This window comes from Litchfieldella rifensis, from assembly GCF_042646605.1.
In the GTDB taxonomy this organism is placed as follows: Bacteria; Pseudomonadota; Gammaproteobacteria; order Pseudomonadales; family Halomonadaceae; genus Litchfieldella; species Litchfieldella rifensis.
In genome coordinates, this window is the sequence record NZ_JBHRUG010000017.1 from 142,754 (window position 1) to 159,978 (window position 17,225).

Annotated in this window: 14 protein-coding genes; 13 read left to right on the forward strand and 1 reads right to left on the reverse strand. The window is 58.6% G+C overall.

All coding sequences use genetic code 11. From position 1 onward, the window contains the following. Positions 1-150: 150 nt before the first annotated feature. From glpX to ACFOEV_RS07785, 4 genes are all read left to right on the forward strand, one after another. Positions 151-1,140, forward strand: a complete 990-nt coding sequence (gene glpX, locus ACFOEV_RS07770; protein ID WP_386772564.1) for a class II fructose-bisphosphatase — start codon at positions 151-153, stop codon at positions 1,138-1,140. Further along, entirely contained in the window at positions 1,137-3,197 is a 2,061-nt protein-coding gene (gene tkt / locus ACFOEV_RS07775) for a transketolase (RefSeq protein ID WP_386772565.1), read from the forward strand. Before glpX ends, tkt begins: the two co-directional genes overlap by 4 nt. A gap of 82 nt (positions 3,198-3,279) precedes the next feature. Next, positions 3,280-4,317, forward strand: a complete 1,038-nt coding sequence (locus ACFOEV_RS07780; RefSeq protein WP_386772566.1) for a class I fructose-bisphosphate aldolase — start codon at positions 3,280-3,282, stop codon at positions 4,315-4,317. Positions 4,318-4,386: 69 nt separating this feature from the next. Then, on the forward strand, positions 4,387-5,298 hold the full coding sequence (locus ACFOEV_RS07785) for a phosphoribulokinase (RefSeq protein ID WP_386772567.1): 912 nt from the start codon (positions 4,387-4,389) through the stop codon (positions 5,296-5,298). Between the two features lie 105 nt (positions 5,299-5,403). Here ACFOEV_RS07785 and ACFOEV_RS07790 read toward each other — a convergent pair whose 3' ends face one another. Next, complete coding sequence (locus ACFOEV_RS07790; RefSeq protein WP_386772568.1) at positions 5,404-6,315, reverse strand: LysR family transcriptional regulator; 912 nt, start codon at positions 6,313-6,315, stop codon at positions 5,404-5,406. Between the two features lie 202 nt (positions 6,316-6,517). Here ACFOEV_RS07790 and ACFOEV_RS07795 point away from each other — a divergent pair, with 202 nt between their 5' ends. The 9 genes from ACFOEV_RS07795 to ACFOEV_RS07835 all read left to right on the forward strand — a co-directional run bounded on the left by ACFOEV_RS07795 (position 6,518) and on the right by ACFOEV_RS07835 (position 17,168). Then, positions 6,518-7,969 carry a form I ribulose bisphosphate carboxylase large subunit gene (locus ACFOEV_RS07795; protein WP_386772569.1) on the forward strand — a complete coding sequence of 484 codons (1,452 nt, stop codon included), beginning with the start codon at positions 6,518-6,520 and terminating at the stop codon, positions 7,967-7,969. 52 nt (positions 7,970-8,021) lie between these two features. Further along, on the forward strand, positions 8,022-8,438 hold the full coding sequence (locus ACFOEV_RS07800; protein ID WP_386772570.1) for a ribulose bisphosphate carboxylase small subunit: 417 nt from the start codon (positions 8,022-8,024) through the stop codon (positions 8,436-8,438). A gap of 54 nt (positions 8,439-8,492) precedes the next feature. Further along, positions 8,493-9,437, forward strand: a complete 945-nt coding sequence (gene cbbX, locus ACFOEV_RS07805) for a CbbX protein (protein ID WP_386772571.1) — start codon at positions 8,493-8,495, stop codon at positions 9,435-9,437. A 29-nt stretch (positions 9,438-9,466) separates the two neighbouring features. After that, positions 9,467-10,171, forward strand: a complete 705-nt coding sequence (gene rpe, locus ACFOEV_RS07810; protein WP_386772572.1) for a ribulose-phosphate 3-epimerase — start codon at positions 9,467-9,469, stop codon at positions 10,169-10,171. A gap of 187 nt (positions 10,172-10,358) precedes the next feature. Then, positions 10,359-11,651: an ATP-binding protein gene (locus ACFOEV_RS07815; RefSeq protein WP_386772573.1), complete on the forward strand. Its 1,293-nt coding sequence runs from the start codon at positions 10,359-10,361 to the stop codon at positions 11,649-11,651. Continuing rightward, the gene (locus ACFOEV_RS07820) at positions 11,648-12,985 is read left to right on the forward strand and encodes an HD domain-containing phosphohydrolase (protein ID WP_386772574.1); all 1,338 of its coding nucleotides are present in this window, start codon (positions 11,648-11,650) and stop codon (positions 12,983-12,985) included. Before ACFOEV_RS07815 ends, ACFOEV_RS07820 begins: the two co-directional genes overlap by 4 nt. A gap of 129 nt (positions 12,986-13,114) precedes the next feature. Further along, positions 13,115-13,783 (forward strand): GTP-binding protein, encoded by a 669-nt coding sequence (locus ACFOEV_RS07825; RefSeq protein ID WP_386772575.1) that lies wholly within the window; start codon positions 13,115-13,117, stop codon positions 13,781-13,783. After that, positions 13,776-14,903: a sensor histidine kinase gene (locus tag ACFOEV_RS07830; protein WP_386772576.1), complete on the forward strand. Its 1,128-nt coding sequence runs from the start codon at positions 13,776-13,778 to the stop codon at positions 14,901-14,903. Before ACFOEV_RS07825 ends, ACFOEV_RS07830 begins: the two co-directional genes overlap by 8 nt. Before the next feature lie 12 nt (positions 14,904-14,915). Continuing rightward, positions 14,916-17,168, forward strand: coding sequence for an ATPase, T2SS/T4P/T4SS family (locus ACFOEV_RS07835; RefSeq protein ID WP_386772577.1), 2,253 nt, complete (start codon positions 14,916-14,918; stop codon positions 17,166-17,168). Positions 17,169-17,225 lie beyond the last annotated feature (57 nt).

The window sequence follows — 17,225 nt, forward strand, 5'->3', positions numbered from 1 at the left end:
CGATCCAACCATAGGTGCCGCGGCATGCTGTGCCAGGTTGCTCTGTTTTGCATAACTAAAAGTAAATGATTGTTAGAAAAATAATTTATTTTACGAAATGAATGAAGTGAAGCCACCCTTATCTCATCATGCAATGATGGGAGTGGTGACATGCCATTGGCCAAAAAGAATATTGCCTCAATGCCGAGTGGAAGCTCGCTGGCGCCTCTGGGTCTGGGGTTTGCCGGGGTGACGGAAGCGGCGGCCATTGCGGCATATGAATGGATCGGCCGGGGAGACAAGGAGTGTGGCGACAACGCTGCGGTAACCGCCATGCGCAAGACGTTTGGCTCCCTTCCTTTCAGCGGCACCGTGGTGATCGGCGAGGGGGAGAAGGATAATGCCCCCATGCTCTACAACGGGGAAGCGCTGGGTCAGGGAGGGGTGGCGGTGGATATCGCCGTCGATCCCGTGGACGGCACCAACTACCTGGCCAAGGGCATGGCGGGCGCGGTGGCCGTGTTTGCCGCGGCACCTGCCGGGGCCATGTTCTGCCCGGGCCCGGCCTTCTACATGGACAAGTTCATTGTCCCTCCTGCCGCTCGTCACTCAGTGGATCCGACCGCTCCCGTCGCCGAGAGAATCCGGGATTTAAGCCGGGCTCTGGGAAAACCCATCGATGAATTGCGCATTTTCGTCCTCGAGCGCCCGCGCCACGAGACCCTGGTTCGTGAGATCAAGGCAGCCGGTGCCAGCGTGCGAATGGCACTGGACGGTGACGTGCTCGGTGGACTGAAGGCGGCAATGGGCGAGGGTGTCGACGCCCTGATGGGGATCGGCGGTACGCCGGAGGGGGTGATTGCCGCCTGTGTGGCGCGTGCTCTCGGTGCCGGCATGTGGGGCGCACTTGCCCCTCAGAGCGAGGTGGAAGAAGCCCGGGTCAGGGACTGCGGGATGCGGCAGGGGCAGATCCTGACCATGAACGAGCTGGTGTCAAGCGATGACCTGGTCTTTGCCTGTACCGGCATCACCGGTGACGACACGCTAGCGGGTGTGCGGGTCATGGACGGACGTGCCTGGACGGAGACCCTGCTCATTCAAGGCGTCAATCATCGCATCAGCAGGATCCAGAATCAGCGGCTGCTGCGGGAGGGCGCATGAACGAGATGCTCCAGGAGAAACAGTCCGGCCGCCTCGACGTGACGGACCATGAGACTCGCCGGCTACGGGCCAATGCGCTTCGCTTCCTGGCCATCGATGCGGTGGAGGCAGCGAATTCCGGCCATCCCGGCATGCCCATGGGCATGGCGGATATCGCCGAAGTATTGTGGTGCGATTTTCTGAAACATAACCCGGGCAATCCGCAATGGCCGGACCGGGACCGGTTCGTGCTCTCGAACGGGCATGGTTCCATGCTGCTCTATGGCTTGTTGCATCTGAGCGGCTACGACCTGCCCCTGGAGGAGCTCAAGCGCTTCCGGCAGTCCGGTTCGAAGACGCCGGGACACCCAGAGTATGGTCACACGCCGGGCGTGGAAACCACCACCGGTCCATTGGGGCAAGGGCTTGCCAATGCTGTGGGTATGGCTTTGGCGGAGCGGGAACTCGTCGCTGAGTTCAATCGACCCGGTCATGAGATTGTGGATCACCGTACCTACGCTTTCGTCGGCGATGGCTGCCTGATGGAGGGGATCTCGCACGAGGCCTGCTCACTGGCGGGCGTGCTGGGGCTCGGCAAGTTGACGGTCTTCTATGACGACAATGGCATCTCCATCGACGGCAATGTTTCCGGCTGGTTCCGTGATGATACCCCCATGCGTTTCGCGTCTTATGGCTGGCACGTGGTAGCTGGCGTGGACGGTCATGATCCGACCGCTATCGCCATGGCCATTCGCGAGGCCGCCGCGGAAACCACGCGGCCGTCACTCATCTGCTGTCGCACCGTGATCGGCTACGGTTCTCCTGGAAAAGGGGATAGTGCCGGCGTGCACGGCGCAGCATTGGGTGATGAGGAGGTGGAGGCCACTCGCCAGGCCTTGCAATGGCCACATCCTCCTTTCGAAATCCCTGCGAAGGTGCGTTCGGCCTGGGATGCCCGTCTGCGGGGCGTGCAGGCAGAGCGTGAATGGCATCAGCGCTTCGCCGCTTACCGGAGCGCTTTCCCCGATGCTGCACGGGAACTGCAGCGTCGGCTCAGCGGGAATCTGCCGGAGGCCTTTACCACGGGCATCCGGACACTGACCGAGACGCTGGCCAAAGAGAGCAAGCCGGATGCCACCCGCAAGCACTCGGGCCGCGTTCTGGAGGCTGTGGCCGCATGGTTGCCGGAGCTCTTTGGCGGCTCTGCCGATCTGACCGGCTCGAACAATACCGGCTGGCCGGACATGTGTGTCCTCGGCACCCAGCCGGAGCGCGGTAACGGGCGAGGCCGCTACGTGCACTATGGCGTGCGGGAATTCGGCATGGCCGGCGTGATGAACGGGGTAAGCCTGCACGGCGGTTATCGCCCGTTCGGCGGCACCTTCCTGATCTTCTCCGATTACATGCGCAACGGCATGCGCATGTCCGCCTTGATGGAACGGCCCGTCATCTATGTGCTCACGCACGACAGCATCGCCTTGGGGGAGGACGGCCCCACACACCAGCCCATCGAGCAGCTGGGTAGCCTGCGCGCGATCCCCAATCTCACCGTCTATCGCCCGGCCGATGCCGTGGAGACGGCAGTAGGCTGGCGACTCGCCCTGGAGAGCCGATCCAACCCCGTGGCGTTGATTCTCACCCGCCAGAAAACCATGCCCCTTGTGCATTCCAGCGACACCATCGACGGTGCCGCCCGCGGCGCCTACGTGCTGTCCGAGGCCGAGGGGGGAGAACCTGACGGCATTCTGATCGCGAGTGGCTCCGAGGTAGGACTTTGTCTGGAAGCCCAGGCCCGTCTGGCGGAGGCGGGGTGTCGGGTGCGGGTCGTCTCGATGCCCTCGTGGGAGCTGTTCGACGCACAGGAATCCACATATCGCGAAGCGGTACTGCCGGCAACGGTGAAGCGCCGCCTCGTGGTCGAGGCCGCCGAGCCCCAGGGCTGGGAGCGTTACTTGGGTGAGCAGGGACGTGCGGTCGGTATCCACGGCTTCGGTGCCTCCGCCCCGGGCACGAAGCTACTGCGCAAGTACGGCTTTACCGTCGAGCGGATCGTCGCCGCCTACGAAAGCCTGGCTTGAGCGGGGGACGGCGCGTAACGACGTGCGCGCCGATCCGATCCAGGCAACCGGTTTCCAAGCGATGGATGAGGAGGGTTCAGCCATGATGCATAAGCACGCCAAGGCACTCACGGAAACAGTCCGCACACTAACGACCCGTGGAAAAGGGATTGTGGCGCTGGACGAGAGTAACGCCACCTGTACCGCACGCTTCGAAGCCGCAGGGGTGCGGTCCACCCCGGAGACGCGGCGACAGTATCGGGAATTGCTGATGACGGCGCCGGGATCCGAGGACCACATCAGCGGCGCCATTCTCTACGACGAGACGATCCGTCAAGCCACCAGTGATGGCGTTCCCTTTCCGAACTTCCTGAGAGCCCGTGGCCAGGTTCCGGGCATCAAGGTCGATACCGGCGCCAAGGATCTCGCCAATGCGCCCGGAGAAAAGGTCACCGAAGGACTCGATGGCCTGCGCGAGCGGCTTGCCGAGTATCACGCCATGGGGGCCCGTTTTGCCAAGTGGCGGGCGGTGATCGCCATCGGCGACGGACTGCCTAGCCAGCTCTGTTGCGAAGCGAACGCTCATGCCATGGCGCGTTATGCCGCGCTATGTCAGGAAGCCGGCATCGTGCCGATCATTGAGCCGGAGGTGCTGATCGATGGGTCTCACGACATCGATCGTTGCGAGTCGGTGACCGAGCACAACCTGCGCATCGTGTTCCGGGAACTGCAGGTCCATCGGGTGTTGCTGGAGGGAGCCATCCTCAAGACCTCCATGGTCATCTCCGGGTTGCGGGCGACGAAGCGGGCCGGCGTTCAAGAGGTCGCCAAGCGCACCGTGGCCACCCTGCTGCGCTGCGTCCCTGCCGCACTCGGCGGGGTGGTGTTTCTTTCCGGCGGTCAGGGAAATGTGGAGTCCACGCAACATCTCAATGCCATGCAACAGGTGGCTGCCGGTCGCGCACCCTGGCCGATGACATTCTCCTATGCACGCGCTCTACAACAGCCGGCATTGGAGATATGGGGCGCAAATCAGCAGTGCGCGGCCGAGGCACAGCAGGCATTCGCGTTTCGCGCGCAGATGAATGCCCTGGCTGCCCGTGGGGAGTACCGGCAGTCCCTGGAAACCGAGGCTGCGTAATACGGCCCTACAAGACCCTACCTACCCGCCGGTGTCGGCGGGTCGAACGAGAACAAGAGAGGTCGGATTATGTCTGCCATGTATCCCATCGTGGCTGTCACCGGTTCGTCCGGGGCGGGTACGACGACGGTGAAGTCGATACTCCAGCGTATCCTGAGGCGCGACCAGTTCAAGGCAGCATTTGTCGAGGGCGACAGCTTTCATCGCTATAACCGCGCCGAGATGAAGAAGATGGTGGCCGAGAGTCAGGCGGAGGGAAGAAACCTGAGCCACTTCGGCATGGAAGCCAATCTGTTCGAGGAGCTGGAACACCTATTCCGCGAATACGGGGAAAGAGGCTCCGGGCGTTTCCGCCATTATATCCATAACCAGGAAGAGTCGTTGCTCTATGGCAGCCCGCCGGGGACATTCACCGAGTGGGAAGCCTTCGAGCCGGGCACGGATCTGCTCTTCTACGAGGGCCTGCATGGTGCCGTGAAGACCGACACCGTAAACGTGGGGCAGCACGTGGATCTTCTTGTTGGGGTTACCCCGATCATCAACCTGGAATGGATTCAGAAGATCCACCGCGATACCTCGGAAAGAGGCCAGGCTCGGGAGAATGTGACTGAGACAATCCTGCGCCGCCTGCCGGACTATATCAATTACATCGCCCCCCAATTCACCTATACGGATATCAATTTCCAACGCGTGCCGACCGTGGACACCTCCAATCCGTTCATTGCCCGGGAGATCCCGACCTTGGATGAGAGCCTCGTGGTCGTCCGCTTTCGCAACCCGAAGAAGTTCCATGTGGATTTCCCGTATCTATTGGCGATGATTCCCAGCTCCTTCATGTCGCGGCGCAACAGCCTCGTGATACCCGGCAGCAAGATGGGGTTGGCCCTGGAGATCATCCTGCAGCCATTGATCGAGAAGCTGGTGCTGCGGGCTCGGGAATATCGCCGGGTGGAACTGCAAGCGGAAGTGTTGAGCGATTGAGGTGTGTTCTTCGACAACCCATCCACCATCGGGCACCCTTCTCCGATAGTGGGTGGGATGTTTTTGCGTGTGCACGTAGGTTCCAGACAGCTGTCGGCTGTAGTGTCAGGATGACAAGGCTTCGGCCATCTTCGGGGCCTGCTCGAACACCAGCGCCTTGAAAGCCAGGGCAATGGGAGAAAGGCGTTTGCCACGCCGGTACGCCAGGTACCAGTTGCGCGCGATGGGGAAATGTTCCACATCCAGGATCACCAGGCGCCTGGCTTGCAGGTCCAGTTCCAGCGTATGGCGGGAGACCACGCTTAGGCCCAGTCCGGCCGCCACGGCTTCCTTGATGGCCTCGTTGTCGGCGATCTCCACTTGAATGGCCGGCGAGATGTGGCACCAGGCGAACAGCTTTTCCAGGGCGGCCCGGGTGCCGGACGCCGGTTCCCGGACCACGAAGGGCTCGTTCTGCAGGGTATTGATGCTGATGTTCGCTTTCCCGGCCAATGGATGGTCCGGCGGGGCAATGACCACCAGCGGATTCTTCATGAACGCTTCCCCGACCAGATCCATGTGTTCGGGAGGCTTGCCCATGATGACGATATCCTTTTCATTGCTTTCCAGTTGTCTGATCAACGTGCCGCGATTGGTGACATCCAGTCGGATGGTGGCCGCCGGATACTGTTTCAGGAATGCGGAGATCATCCGTGTGGCGAAGCTACTGGCGGTGGTGGCCACCGACACGCTCAGGGTACCCCGGGAGATATCCTGCATCTGGGCGAACATCTCCCCGGCCTCGTCCAGTTCCTGGAAGATGTTGCGGCTGTAGTGCAGAAGCTCCTCGCCGGCACTGGTGAGATAGATTTTCTTGCCCAGTTGTTCGAACAGGGGCAAGCCAACCGAATCCTCCAGGCGCTTGATCTGCACGGAGACGGCAGGTTGGGTCAGGTGCAGTGTATTGGCGGCCTCGGTAAAGCTGAGCTTCTCCGCTACCGCATTGAAGATGGCGAGTTGCCGGAAGGTTACGTGCATGACTTCTGCTCCGTGATGACGCCTGAAAGTAGACGTGAAAGGAACATCCTGCTGTATTCTGCAAGTATAAACATAAATATATGGAAATGATAAAAATCATTTAATTTTCATTATTCATGCCCCTTCATATACTGGCCTGCAGGAGGTCGCTATCGGCTTCGCACTTCGAAAACATGCGCGACGGAAATGAGGGGCGAGACATATGACACGGCAAGCAGATCTGAAAACGAGATACACCCCCGGCGTCATTCCCTACAAGCAGATGGGGTACTGGGAGCCCGACTATGGAGTAAAGGATACGGATGTTATCGCCGTCTTCAGGATCACTCCCCAGTCCGGAGTGGACCCGGAGGAGGCGGCCGCGGCCGTGGCCGGCGAGTCATCCACCGCTACCTGGACGGTGGTGTGGACGGACCGCCTGACCAACTGCGAGCTCTATCGCGCCAAGGCGTTCCGGGTCGATCCGGTGCCCGGCAATCCGGAGCAGTTCTTCGCCTATATCGCCTATGACCTGGAGCTGTTCGAGCCGGGCTCCATTGCCAACCTCACGGCCTCGATCATCGGCAATGTCTTCGGCTTCAAGGCGGTGAAGGCATTGCGTCTCGAAGACATGCGCATGCCGGTGGCCTACCTGAAAACCTTCTCCGGCCCGCCCACCGGCATCGTGGTGGAGCGCGAACGGCTGGACAAGTTCGGCCGCCCGTTGCTCGGTGCCACCACCAAGCCCAAGCTCGGCCTGTCCGGCCGCAACTACGGTCGCGTGGTCTATGAAGCCCTGCGCGGCGGACTGGACTTCGTGAAGGACGACGAGAACATCAACTCCCAGAGTTTCATGCACTGGCGTGATCGTTTCCTCTACTGCATGGAGGCGGTGAACCGTGCCTCGGCGGCCACCGGCGAGGTGAAGGGGCATTACCTGAATGTCACGGCCGGCACCATGGAGGAGATGTACGAACGCGCCGAATTCGCCAAGGAGCTGGGGTCGGTGATTGTCATGATCGATCTGGTCATCGGCTACACGGCCATCCAGTCGATGGCCAATTGGGCGCGCAAGAACGACATGATTCTGCATCTGCATCGGGCGGGACACGGCACCTATACCCGGCAGAAGAGCCATGGCGTGGCCTTCCGCGTGATCGCCAAGTGGATGCGCATGGCGGGCGTGGACCATATCCATGCCGGCACCGTGGTGGGCAAGCTGGAAGGTGACCCTCACATGATCCGGGGCATCTACGATACGTGTCGGGAAACCTATACACCCAAGAACCTGGAAACCGGCCTGTTCTTCGATCAGGACTGGGCGTCCCTGAACAAGATCATGCCTGTGGCCTCCGGTGGGATCCACGCCGGCCAGATGCACCAATTGCTGACCTATCTGGGCGATGACACCGTCCTCCAGTTCGGTGGCGGCACCATCGGCCATCCCCAAGGCATCGCCGCCGGCGCCCAGGCCAACCGTGTCGCCCTGGAGGCCATGGTGCTGGCTCGCAACGAGGGCCGCGATATCTGGCACGAAGGGCCGGCGATCCTGAACCAGGCCGCCAAGTGGTGCACGCCGCTGCGGCAGGCCCTGGAGGTCTGGAAGGACATCACCTTCGACTACGCGTCTACGGACACCCCCGACTTCGTCGTGCAGGAGAGTGTCTCGGCCTAAGGCCAGGACATGGCGGCGAGAGACCTGCCATTGAATCGCTGGAGAACCGGTCATGCATATTACCCAAGGTCAGTTTTCGTTCCTGCCCCCGTTGACGGACGAGCAGATCAAGGTTCAGGTCAAGTGGGCCCTGAACCACGGTTGGGCGGTTAGTGTCGAGTACACGGATGATCCCCATCCCCGTAATACCTACTGGGAAATGTACGGACATCCCATGTTCGATTTGCGCGACCCGGCGGGTGTGATGAAGGAGGTCACGGAATGCCGTCAGGCATTCCCCAACCATTACATCCGGGTAATGGCGTTCGATTCCAGCAAGGGCTGGGAGACGCCCAGGATGTCGTTCATCGTCAACCGGCCTGACCACGAGCCAGGCTTCCGGCTCGAGCGTCAAGAAGCCCAGGGTCGGTCGTTGCGATACACCATGACGTCCTACGCGGTCGATCGGCCCGAAGGCGAACGCTATTGAGCGAGTGCTATGCCTCGTGCCTACGGGGCATCACCGGATCCCAGGGGAAGCGCAATGAGTACGGCACAATCCTATGTTGAAGAGAAGGGTATAGCGGCAAAGGATGAGCGTCGCATTACGCTGGAAAGCGACGGTGTTCGGCAGGCCCTGGACAAGGTGAACAGGGAACTGGTCGGGCTTGCCCCGGTAAAGGCGCGGATCGGCCAGATCGCTGCCCTGTTGATGGTGGATCGAGCCCGCCGCGAACTCGACCTGACGACCGAGCCGCCGACCCTGCACATGTCCTTTACCGGCAATCCGGGAACGGGCAAGACCACCATGGCGCTGCGCATGGCGGAGATCCTGCACGAACTGGGCTACGTGCGCTCCAGCCATGTGATCTCCGTGACCCGCGACGATCTGGTGGGGCAGTACATCGGCCACACCGCGCCCAAGACCAAGGAGGTGATCAAACGCGCCATGGGCGGCGTGCTGTTCATCGATGAGGCCTACTATCTGTACCGCCCGGAGAACGAGCGGGACTACGGGCAGGAAGCCATCGAAATCCTGCTCCAGGCGATGGAGAACGATCGCGACGACCTGGTGGTCATCGTCGCCGGCTACAAGGACCGCATGGACCGCTTCTTCCAGTCCAATCCCGGCCTGCACTCCCGCATTGCCCACCACATCGAGTTTCCGGACTATAGCGCCGAGGAACTGCTGACGGTCGGCGATCTGTTACTGGAGGAGCAGGGCTACCATTTTACCGATGCCGCCAGAAAGGCGTTTGCGGATTATCTGCAACGGCGGATGCAGCAGCCGCATTTTTCCAATGCCCGTTCGGTACGCAACGCGCTGGACCGGTTCCGGCTGCGCCAGGCGATGCGGTTGGTGGAGCAGGGCGGTTCGTTGAGCGCCGAGGACCTGACCGCCATCGACGCCCAGGAAGTGCTGGCCAGTACCGTCTTCGGCAAGAAGTCCGAATCGGACGACAAAACCACAGGCCAGGTCGGATCCTGAACTTCCTGGCGTGTCGAGAGCGAGATCCCATGCGCACACTACCTGGATCCGGCCATCTCATCGCTCCCTCCATTCTGTCCGCCGATCTTGCGCGGCTGGGCGAGGACGTGGACAAGGTGCTGGACGCGGGGGCGGATATCATTCATTTCGACGTCATGGACAACCATTACGTCCCGAACCTGACCTTCGGGCCCGCGCTTTGCCGGGCCCTGAAGGATTACGGCGTGTGCGCCCCGCTGGACGTGCACCTGATGGTGGAGCCTGTCGATGCGCTAGTACCACAGTTCGCGGAGGCCGGGGCAAGCTGTATTTCCTTTCACCCTGAGACGAGCCGTCACCCGCACCGCACGCTGCAGATGATCCACGACTGCGGTTGCAGTGCCGGACTGGTATTCAACCCCGCCACAACGCTGGACTATCTGCGGCACGTCATGGACCAAGTGGATCTGGTATTGATCATGTCCGTCAATCCGGGATTCGGCGGCCAGCGGTTCCTGCCCGTGGCGTTGGACAAGCTGCGAACCGCCAGGGCCATGATCGACGAATCCGGCCGACACATTCGGCTCGAGGTGGACGGTGGTATCAAGGCCGACAACATCCGGGCCGCGGCAATGGCGGGAGCGGATACGTTCGTGGCGGGCTCGGCGATTTTCGGCGCGCAAGACTACCGCCACGTCATCGATGCCATGCGCGCCGAACTACTTCCCTCAAGGATCAACTGTTCTGGCCGATAGCTCATACAGTAGCTGACGCATGGGTGCCAGGGCAGTCAATCGCTACGGCTGTGAGTACACACCACCCGAGGTTCGCCGTACGCATCGGCTACCTTCGCCGCCTTGTGTCACTTCTTTCGCAGGCAGAACAGGGAGCAGACAGGCGCTGCCGTCCACATCACTTGCTGCACCCTCCCGGGAGGTCTTCTTGGATAGCTCGCAGTCTTCTTTATTGACCCTATTGGCCGACCGTATCGGTCTCGGTCTGATCCTGCTCGACCAGGAGTTGCGTATAGAGTACTGGAACGACTTGATTGAACGGTGCTGTAACAAGCCTTTGGCACAGGCCCACGGACAGCCTCTGGCCGAGATCTTTCCCGGTACGGATGCGACGCGCCTGCATCAGAGAGTCGGGCAGGCCCATGAGGAAGGCAGACATACCCCTGTGACGGGAAGCGATGCCCACGCTCCGGTGCAGGTGCCCCTGAGCCTCCCGGGAGAGGAGTGTGTGCGACCACTGGACTGGCACCTGCTTCCTGTCTTCCATGCGGACCACATTCTGCACTTTGCTCTCGTGCTTGATAATGCTTCCAGTCAGCTCGACCTCGACTCGCCACGGGAGGTTTGGTCCGATACCGAAGGCGGCACGAAGATCGATCAAGATCAGCTGATTGAAAAATTGGAAAAGGCCAACAACCAGCTCGTTCAGTCCGAGAAATTAGCGGCGATTGGCCAGCTGGCCGCCGGGGTCGCCCATGAGATCAATAACCCCATAGGCTATGTCTCTTCCAACCTGAAAACATTAACCGACTATGTACAGGACCTTCTACGTATCATCGATGCCGCGGATGAGGTGACGGATATCGAAGGGCTGCAACAGCTCAAACGCACCCTGGAATATGAGTATATCCGCAGTGATATAGAATCACTAATCAGTGAATCCGGTGATGGCCTCGAGCGTGTGAAGAAAATCATCACTGCACTCAAGGATTTTTCGCATATCGATGAAGAAAAGTTTCGCTTGGCCGATCTTCATCGTGGCATCGATACCACGCTCAATGTGGTCCAGAGTGAACTCAAGTACAAAGCTGATGTTGTCAAGGAATACGATGAACTACCGGAGGTAGAGTGCATTCTTTCACAAATCAACCAAGTGGTTATGAATTTATTGGTAAATTCTGCTCATTCTATCGAAGAATTTGGCCTCATTACCCTGCGAACGGGGAGCGATGATGAATGGGCTTGGTTCGAGGTGGAGGATACCGGAACGGGGATAGAACCGGACCTTCTCAATCGTATTTATGAGCCTTTTTTTACGACGAAGCCAGTTGGCAAAGGGACTGGGCTTGGTCTGGCACTTTCGTACAACATCGTGCAGAAGCATCATGGTCGGATCAAGGTGTTCAGTGAGATCGGGAAAGGCACGCGCTTTTGTGTGTGGTTGCCGATAAAACAGCCAGCCATGCTGGATTCCATGACAGAGAATGAGACGAGAACATGAGTGAGCAATGCCCGGCGACAACCACCGCAACACTATTATTGGTGGATGACGAAGAGAACATGCTCAATCGCCTGCGGAGGGTGCTCAGAAACGAGCCCTATGCACTGCTGATGGCGAGTAGTGGGGAGCAAGCGCTGAGCTTGATGGAAGCTCAAGATGTCGACTTGGTGATATCCGACGCCCGTATGCCGGGCATGGATGGCGCCACGCTACTAGCCAATATTCAGCAGCATTGGCCGGACTGCCTGCGGATCTTGCTTACCGGCTATGCCGATATCAGCACGACCGTACGTGCCATCAACGAAGGTCATATTTATCGTTATATCAGCAAGCCATGGGATGACGATGAACTTCGTCTAATTATTCGTCAAGCACTCACTTATCAATTCGCTGAGCGAGAACGCCAACGACTAGAGCGACTCACTTTATCGCAGAATCAGCAATTGCAAGAACTGAATGCCGATCTCGAAAACCGGGTAACAGCACGAACGGCAGAGATCCAACAAATCGCCGATATGCTAGATCTCGCCTATGCCGAGTTGAAGCGCAGCTATGTTACCGCCACCGAAGTGTTCTCGTCGCTGCTTAACCAACGTTTGCCACGCCATCGCCAGACCAATAGTCGGGTGGTCGAGTTGGTCAAGGCCTATGCGCAGCACTACCAATTGAATGAGGCTCTCGGCCGCGATCTGTCCATGGCTGCCGCGCTCTACAATCTCGGCAAGCTGACTTGGGACGATAACCTGTTCAACAAGCCATCGGACTTGCTTTACAAAGACGAGCTCGAGCTGTATCGCCGTTACCCGGCGTTGGGTGAGGGATTGTTGATGACGCTGGAGCCTCTGCGGGAAGCGGCCAAACTGATACGTCACCATCAGGAGCGTTGGGACGGCGGTGGATTTCCGGATCGGCTGAGAGAGAACCAGATACCGCTTGGCGCCCGTCTGCTGAGACTGGCTGTGGACTTTGTCGAACTTCAGCAAGGGATGGTGCTGGAGCGGAAACTGGAGCGTGACGAGGCCCTGCTGCTGCTCCAGAAATATGCGGGAAGGCTCTACGATCCACAACTGTGTGAGCGCTTCGTTCGCCTGTGCACGGAACTGGAGCTCGATACCACGCTAACCGATGACACTGTTCTGAGATTGGATACGCGACGGTTGGAGCCGGGTATGACCCTGGTGCGAGACCTGTATGCCGAGAATGGCACGCTGCTACTCAATGAAGGGAAAGAATTGGACGCGTGGCTGATTACCAAGTTGATCAATTTCGAAGCATCGGAAGAGACAAACTACACCTTGTATGTACGTAAACCTAAAGCCAAATCTACACAATAAGAGGCTAGACTCGATGAAGCCGTTGGTTATTTTGATAAAAAAATCTTCTTCTGTCGAGAAGTCAAGAGCTCAGGGAAGGAGAAACGGCAGAATCGATTTCGCCCAGGCAGTTTGAAGGGGCTGACGAGCATGGCTAGTTATAAGGAAGTCGGGAACAAGCTGGTTCTGAAAATCGTTTATTATGGCCCCGCACTCAGCGGCAAGACGACCAATCTGATGCAATTGCATACACTGCTCAGACCGCAGCGAAAAGGTGAACTCATGGTGCTGGAAACGCGAGACGACCGCACCCTGTTCTTCGACATGTTGCCCATCGGCCTACGCAGTGAAGCAGGCTTGGACTTGCGGCTGAAACTCTACACCGTACCTGGCCAAGTGCAGCACGATAGCACCCGTAAGGCCGTACTGTCGCGTGTCGATGGCGTGATTTTTGTCGCCGACTCTCAACTCGGTCAGCAGGACAATAATGCCATCTCGTTCGACAACCTGGCGAACAATCTGACGAAGGTGGGACTGGATATCGAGCAATTGCCTCTGTCCGTGCAGTTCAACAAGCGCGATCGGGAGGATGTCATTGACGAAGTCTCACTCCATAAGCGATGGGCCGGTACCCCTTGGGCACCATTGACCCTGGCGAGCGCTGTCAATGGGCGCGGCGTTGTGGAGAGTTTTCGCCAACTGCTGGAGCGTCTTTATCCAGTCGTGAATGAGGAGTTTTCCTTGGCGGCTGAACACGTCATTGATCCGCGGAAATTTGTTGACCAGCTCAGTGCCCTCGAACGGGGGAATGATGAGTAATTTAGATGACGACCTCGGCCTGGACGATCTCTTGACACCAAGGCATAAGGCGCGCTTGCTGCATTTGCTTGGCACGCTGGGCGGGACGCCCGTGGAACTGGTCGAAGAGGCCAGCGAGGCGGTCTATCCGTTGGAGTTCAATCTGGACACTCTTGCTTGGTTGAAGACGGAGCTTCCTGTGAACCAGCGTCGGGCTGCAGCACAGTTATTTGAATTACTCCTGTTCTATGCTGGCAAATACCGTCTGGCAGCTAATTTGCACCTTGATGTCACTGAAGCAAGCTACATCGAGTTGCAGCAGCAGAACACCGCCTTACAGGCGTCGGAAGCGCGATACAAGAAGCTATCCGAACAGTTGCAACAACAGGTCGAAGAGCAGGTCAAGGTGATCGAACAGACCCAGCAACAGCTCTACGAGAGTGCCCGATTGCGAGCGGTAGGCCAATTGGCGGCAGGGATCGCCCATGAGATCAATACGCCCATTGGCTTTATCGGTAGCAATCTACGCGTTGCTGGCGATTACCTCGACGAGTTCGAAGTCAGTCAGCTTGTCGATGGTGACTCGGCAGGGCTATTCGAGGATTTTCGTGCTCTACTCGGAGAGTCCAGGAGCGGTGCGCAACGCATCTCTAACATCGTGGCGGACCTCAGAACATTTTCCAATATCGATCAGGCCGAGTTTTCCGCCTGTGATTTGAATGCCCTTCTCACGACTGCCTGCCATCTTCTCCAGGCAGAACATCACCAGACTTTGTCCATCGAGCTCAACCTGGACGAATTGCCAAAACTTGCAGGTTATCCGGCAAGACTATCTCAAGCTTTTTACAATGTTCTCGATAATGCTGCCAAGGCTCTCGATGAGGGTGGTAGCATTCAGGTAGAGAGTCGTTTACACGAAGGCGTACTGGAAATCGATATCGAGGATGACGGTTGCGGTATGTCCGAGAAGGTCTTGGCGCGTGTTTTCGAACCCTTCTTCACCACGCGAAACGTCGGTGCAGGAACCGGTCTGGGACTGAGTGTGACGAGGGATATCCTCGCTGCCCATCACGGAGAGGTTCTCTTGAAAAGCCAGCCGGGGCAAGGCACTCGTGTGACCTTGCGCTTTCAGGTGGGCTGAGGAGTCGTTGGCTTGGCTAAGCACTATACCTCCTTATTTGTCGGTGACGCTGCCGATGAGAAGAGCGCCTTACCTGCTGCGCCGACAAGGCCTTATCGGTTGCTACTGGTGGATGATGATCCTGGCGTTCTGGCAGCATTGCGTCGGGTGTTTCAGCGTGAAAACTATCAGTTGTTATTCGCTAAAAGTGCTGAAGAGGCGCTGATGTTGCTGGAAAGCAAACCAGCTGAGTTGGTCGTCAGCGACTTTATGATGCCGGGCATGAATGGCAGTGAACTACTGCGTCGTGTTCGTGAGCGATGGCCGGAAACGTTACGTATCATGCTTACCGGCTATGCCAATACCGAAGCGGTAATGGGCTCGATGCGGGATGGTGCGGTTTATCGCTTCAACCTCAAGCCCTGGGATGACGATGATCTGCGCTTGAGCGTTGCCCTGGCGTTGGAACAGTACGAGCTAAGGCGCCACAGCCGTATCCTGGCAAAGGAGAGTGGCTATCAAACCACCGATCTGGCACCTCTGAATAACCTCGATGTCAGCAAGCGTGGCCAGTTGGCCATGTTGCTTCACAAGAAAGGGCATCTCAGCGCCCGCCAGGTTCAGCTACTGCACAAGGAGATGCAGGCCCATAAGACACCTGTCATGCATCATCTGGTGCAACATGACTGGGTCAATCCGGAACTTATCTACTCCCTATTACGCGATGAGCGGATGTGCGATGAAGTCGACCTGCGTGAAAGCCGGTTCGAGCCAACATTGTTGTCCATCATTCCCCGGGTGGCATGCGAGCGACAGTGGGTACTGCCGTTGCGAGTCGTGGGGGAGCGCCTTGACCTGGCCATGACCGACCCTTTGGACGTCGGCCTGGTCGAAGCATTGGAGTCCATGTCAGGCCTTTGCATCCGCCCTCTACTCTGCCATGTCGAGGCAATGCAAGCCAAGTTAGCGGAAGCCTTCGGCACACCGCGGCATTCATTTGATGACATGAGGGCGACCGCCGAAGATGACGATCCCTATGAAGACATCGAGATTATCCTCGACGAAAGTGAGAATACCGAAAGCCTGGAGCAGTTACTGGGCAGTTCAGTGGATCCGCCAGCCGTGCGTCTGGTCAATGCGATCATCCTCGAAGCGTTGCACCTTGGAGCCAGTGAGATTCATATTCATCCGCGCATCAAGCACGTGATGGTGCGTTATCGTATCGATGGTCTGTTAGAGGACAAGATTCAGTTCCCCTCGGGGTCACTGATGGCAGTGGTATCGCGTATCAAGGTGATGGCCGAGCTCGACCTCAGCGAACGCCGACACTCTCAAGTGGGGCACCTCACGGTGAAGACTCCGCTGTGTCTCGTCGACTTGCGTATCGCCACACTGCCCACTACATATGGTGAGCAGGTGGCCATGCGGGTTTCCGAACATCAGACCGTCGCCAAGCCTTTGAAGGAGCTGGGTTTGTCGTCGCACAACCTTCAGCGTTTGCTGCATGGCAGCAGACAGCCCCAAGGTGTCATATTGGCGGTAGGGCCGGCCGACAGCGGCAAGACCACGATGCTACATGCTCTCCTTCAATCCGAGGCATCGGCGGGGAAGCACTATGTCGCACTTGGAGAGCCGGTGGCGTTCCATAACGACTTAATCGGTCAGGTAGTAATAGAGAGGCGCCACGGCTCGAGCCTGGCCAGTCTCCTGGCGGCCGCGGTGGACCAGGGCCCGGATGTGATCCTGCTTGAGTCGCTCCACGGGGCAGAAGTCGCCCCGGCGGCCTTCCAGGCCGCGCTTACCGGGCGTCAGGTCCTTTCCTCCCTGCCCGTGCATTCTACCGGTGCCGCCATTGCTCACTTGGTGGCGTTGGGGGTCACCGCCTATGAACTGGCTTCCTCGTTGGAAGCCGTTGTGAACCAGCGTCTTGCCAAAAAGCTTTGTCCGAATTGTCGGGAAGAGACCTCACCGTCTGCCGAGCAACTGGAGTGTCTTGGTGAGAGTTTTCTTGAACCCACTCTTCGCTTCTATCGCGGGCGCGGTTGCCGCCACTGTTATCAAGGATACAAGGGGCGAATAGGACTCCATGAAGTTCTGCTTGTTGATGACTCCTTGCGTGATGCCATCGTCGAGGGTGTCAGCCCCTGGCAGTTACAACGGCTGGCCAGGGAACGGGGCATGTCCTCACTGTTGGATGATGCGCACGACAAGGTGCGACAAGGACTGGTCAGCGTCGAGGAGGTTTTACGACTGCTTGGCCCGCAGGCGCTCGGGAGCGGGCTGTGAAGAGCTGTTAAGTTTTAATGATTTGATTGATGGGGTGACAGGATTGAGGCGTTCTTG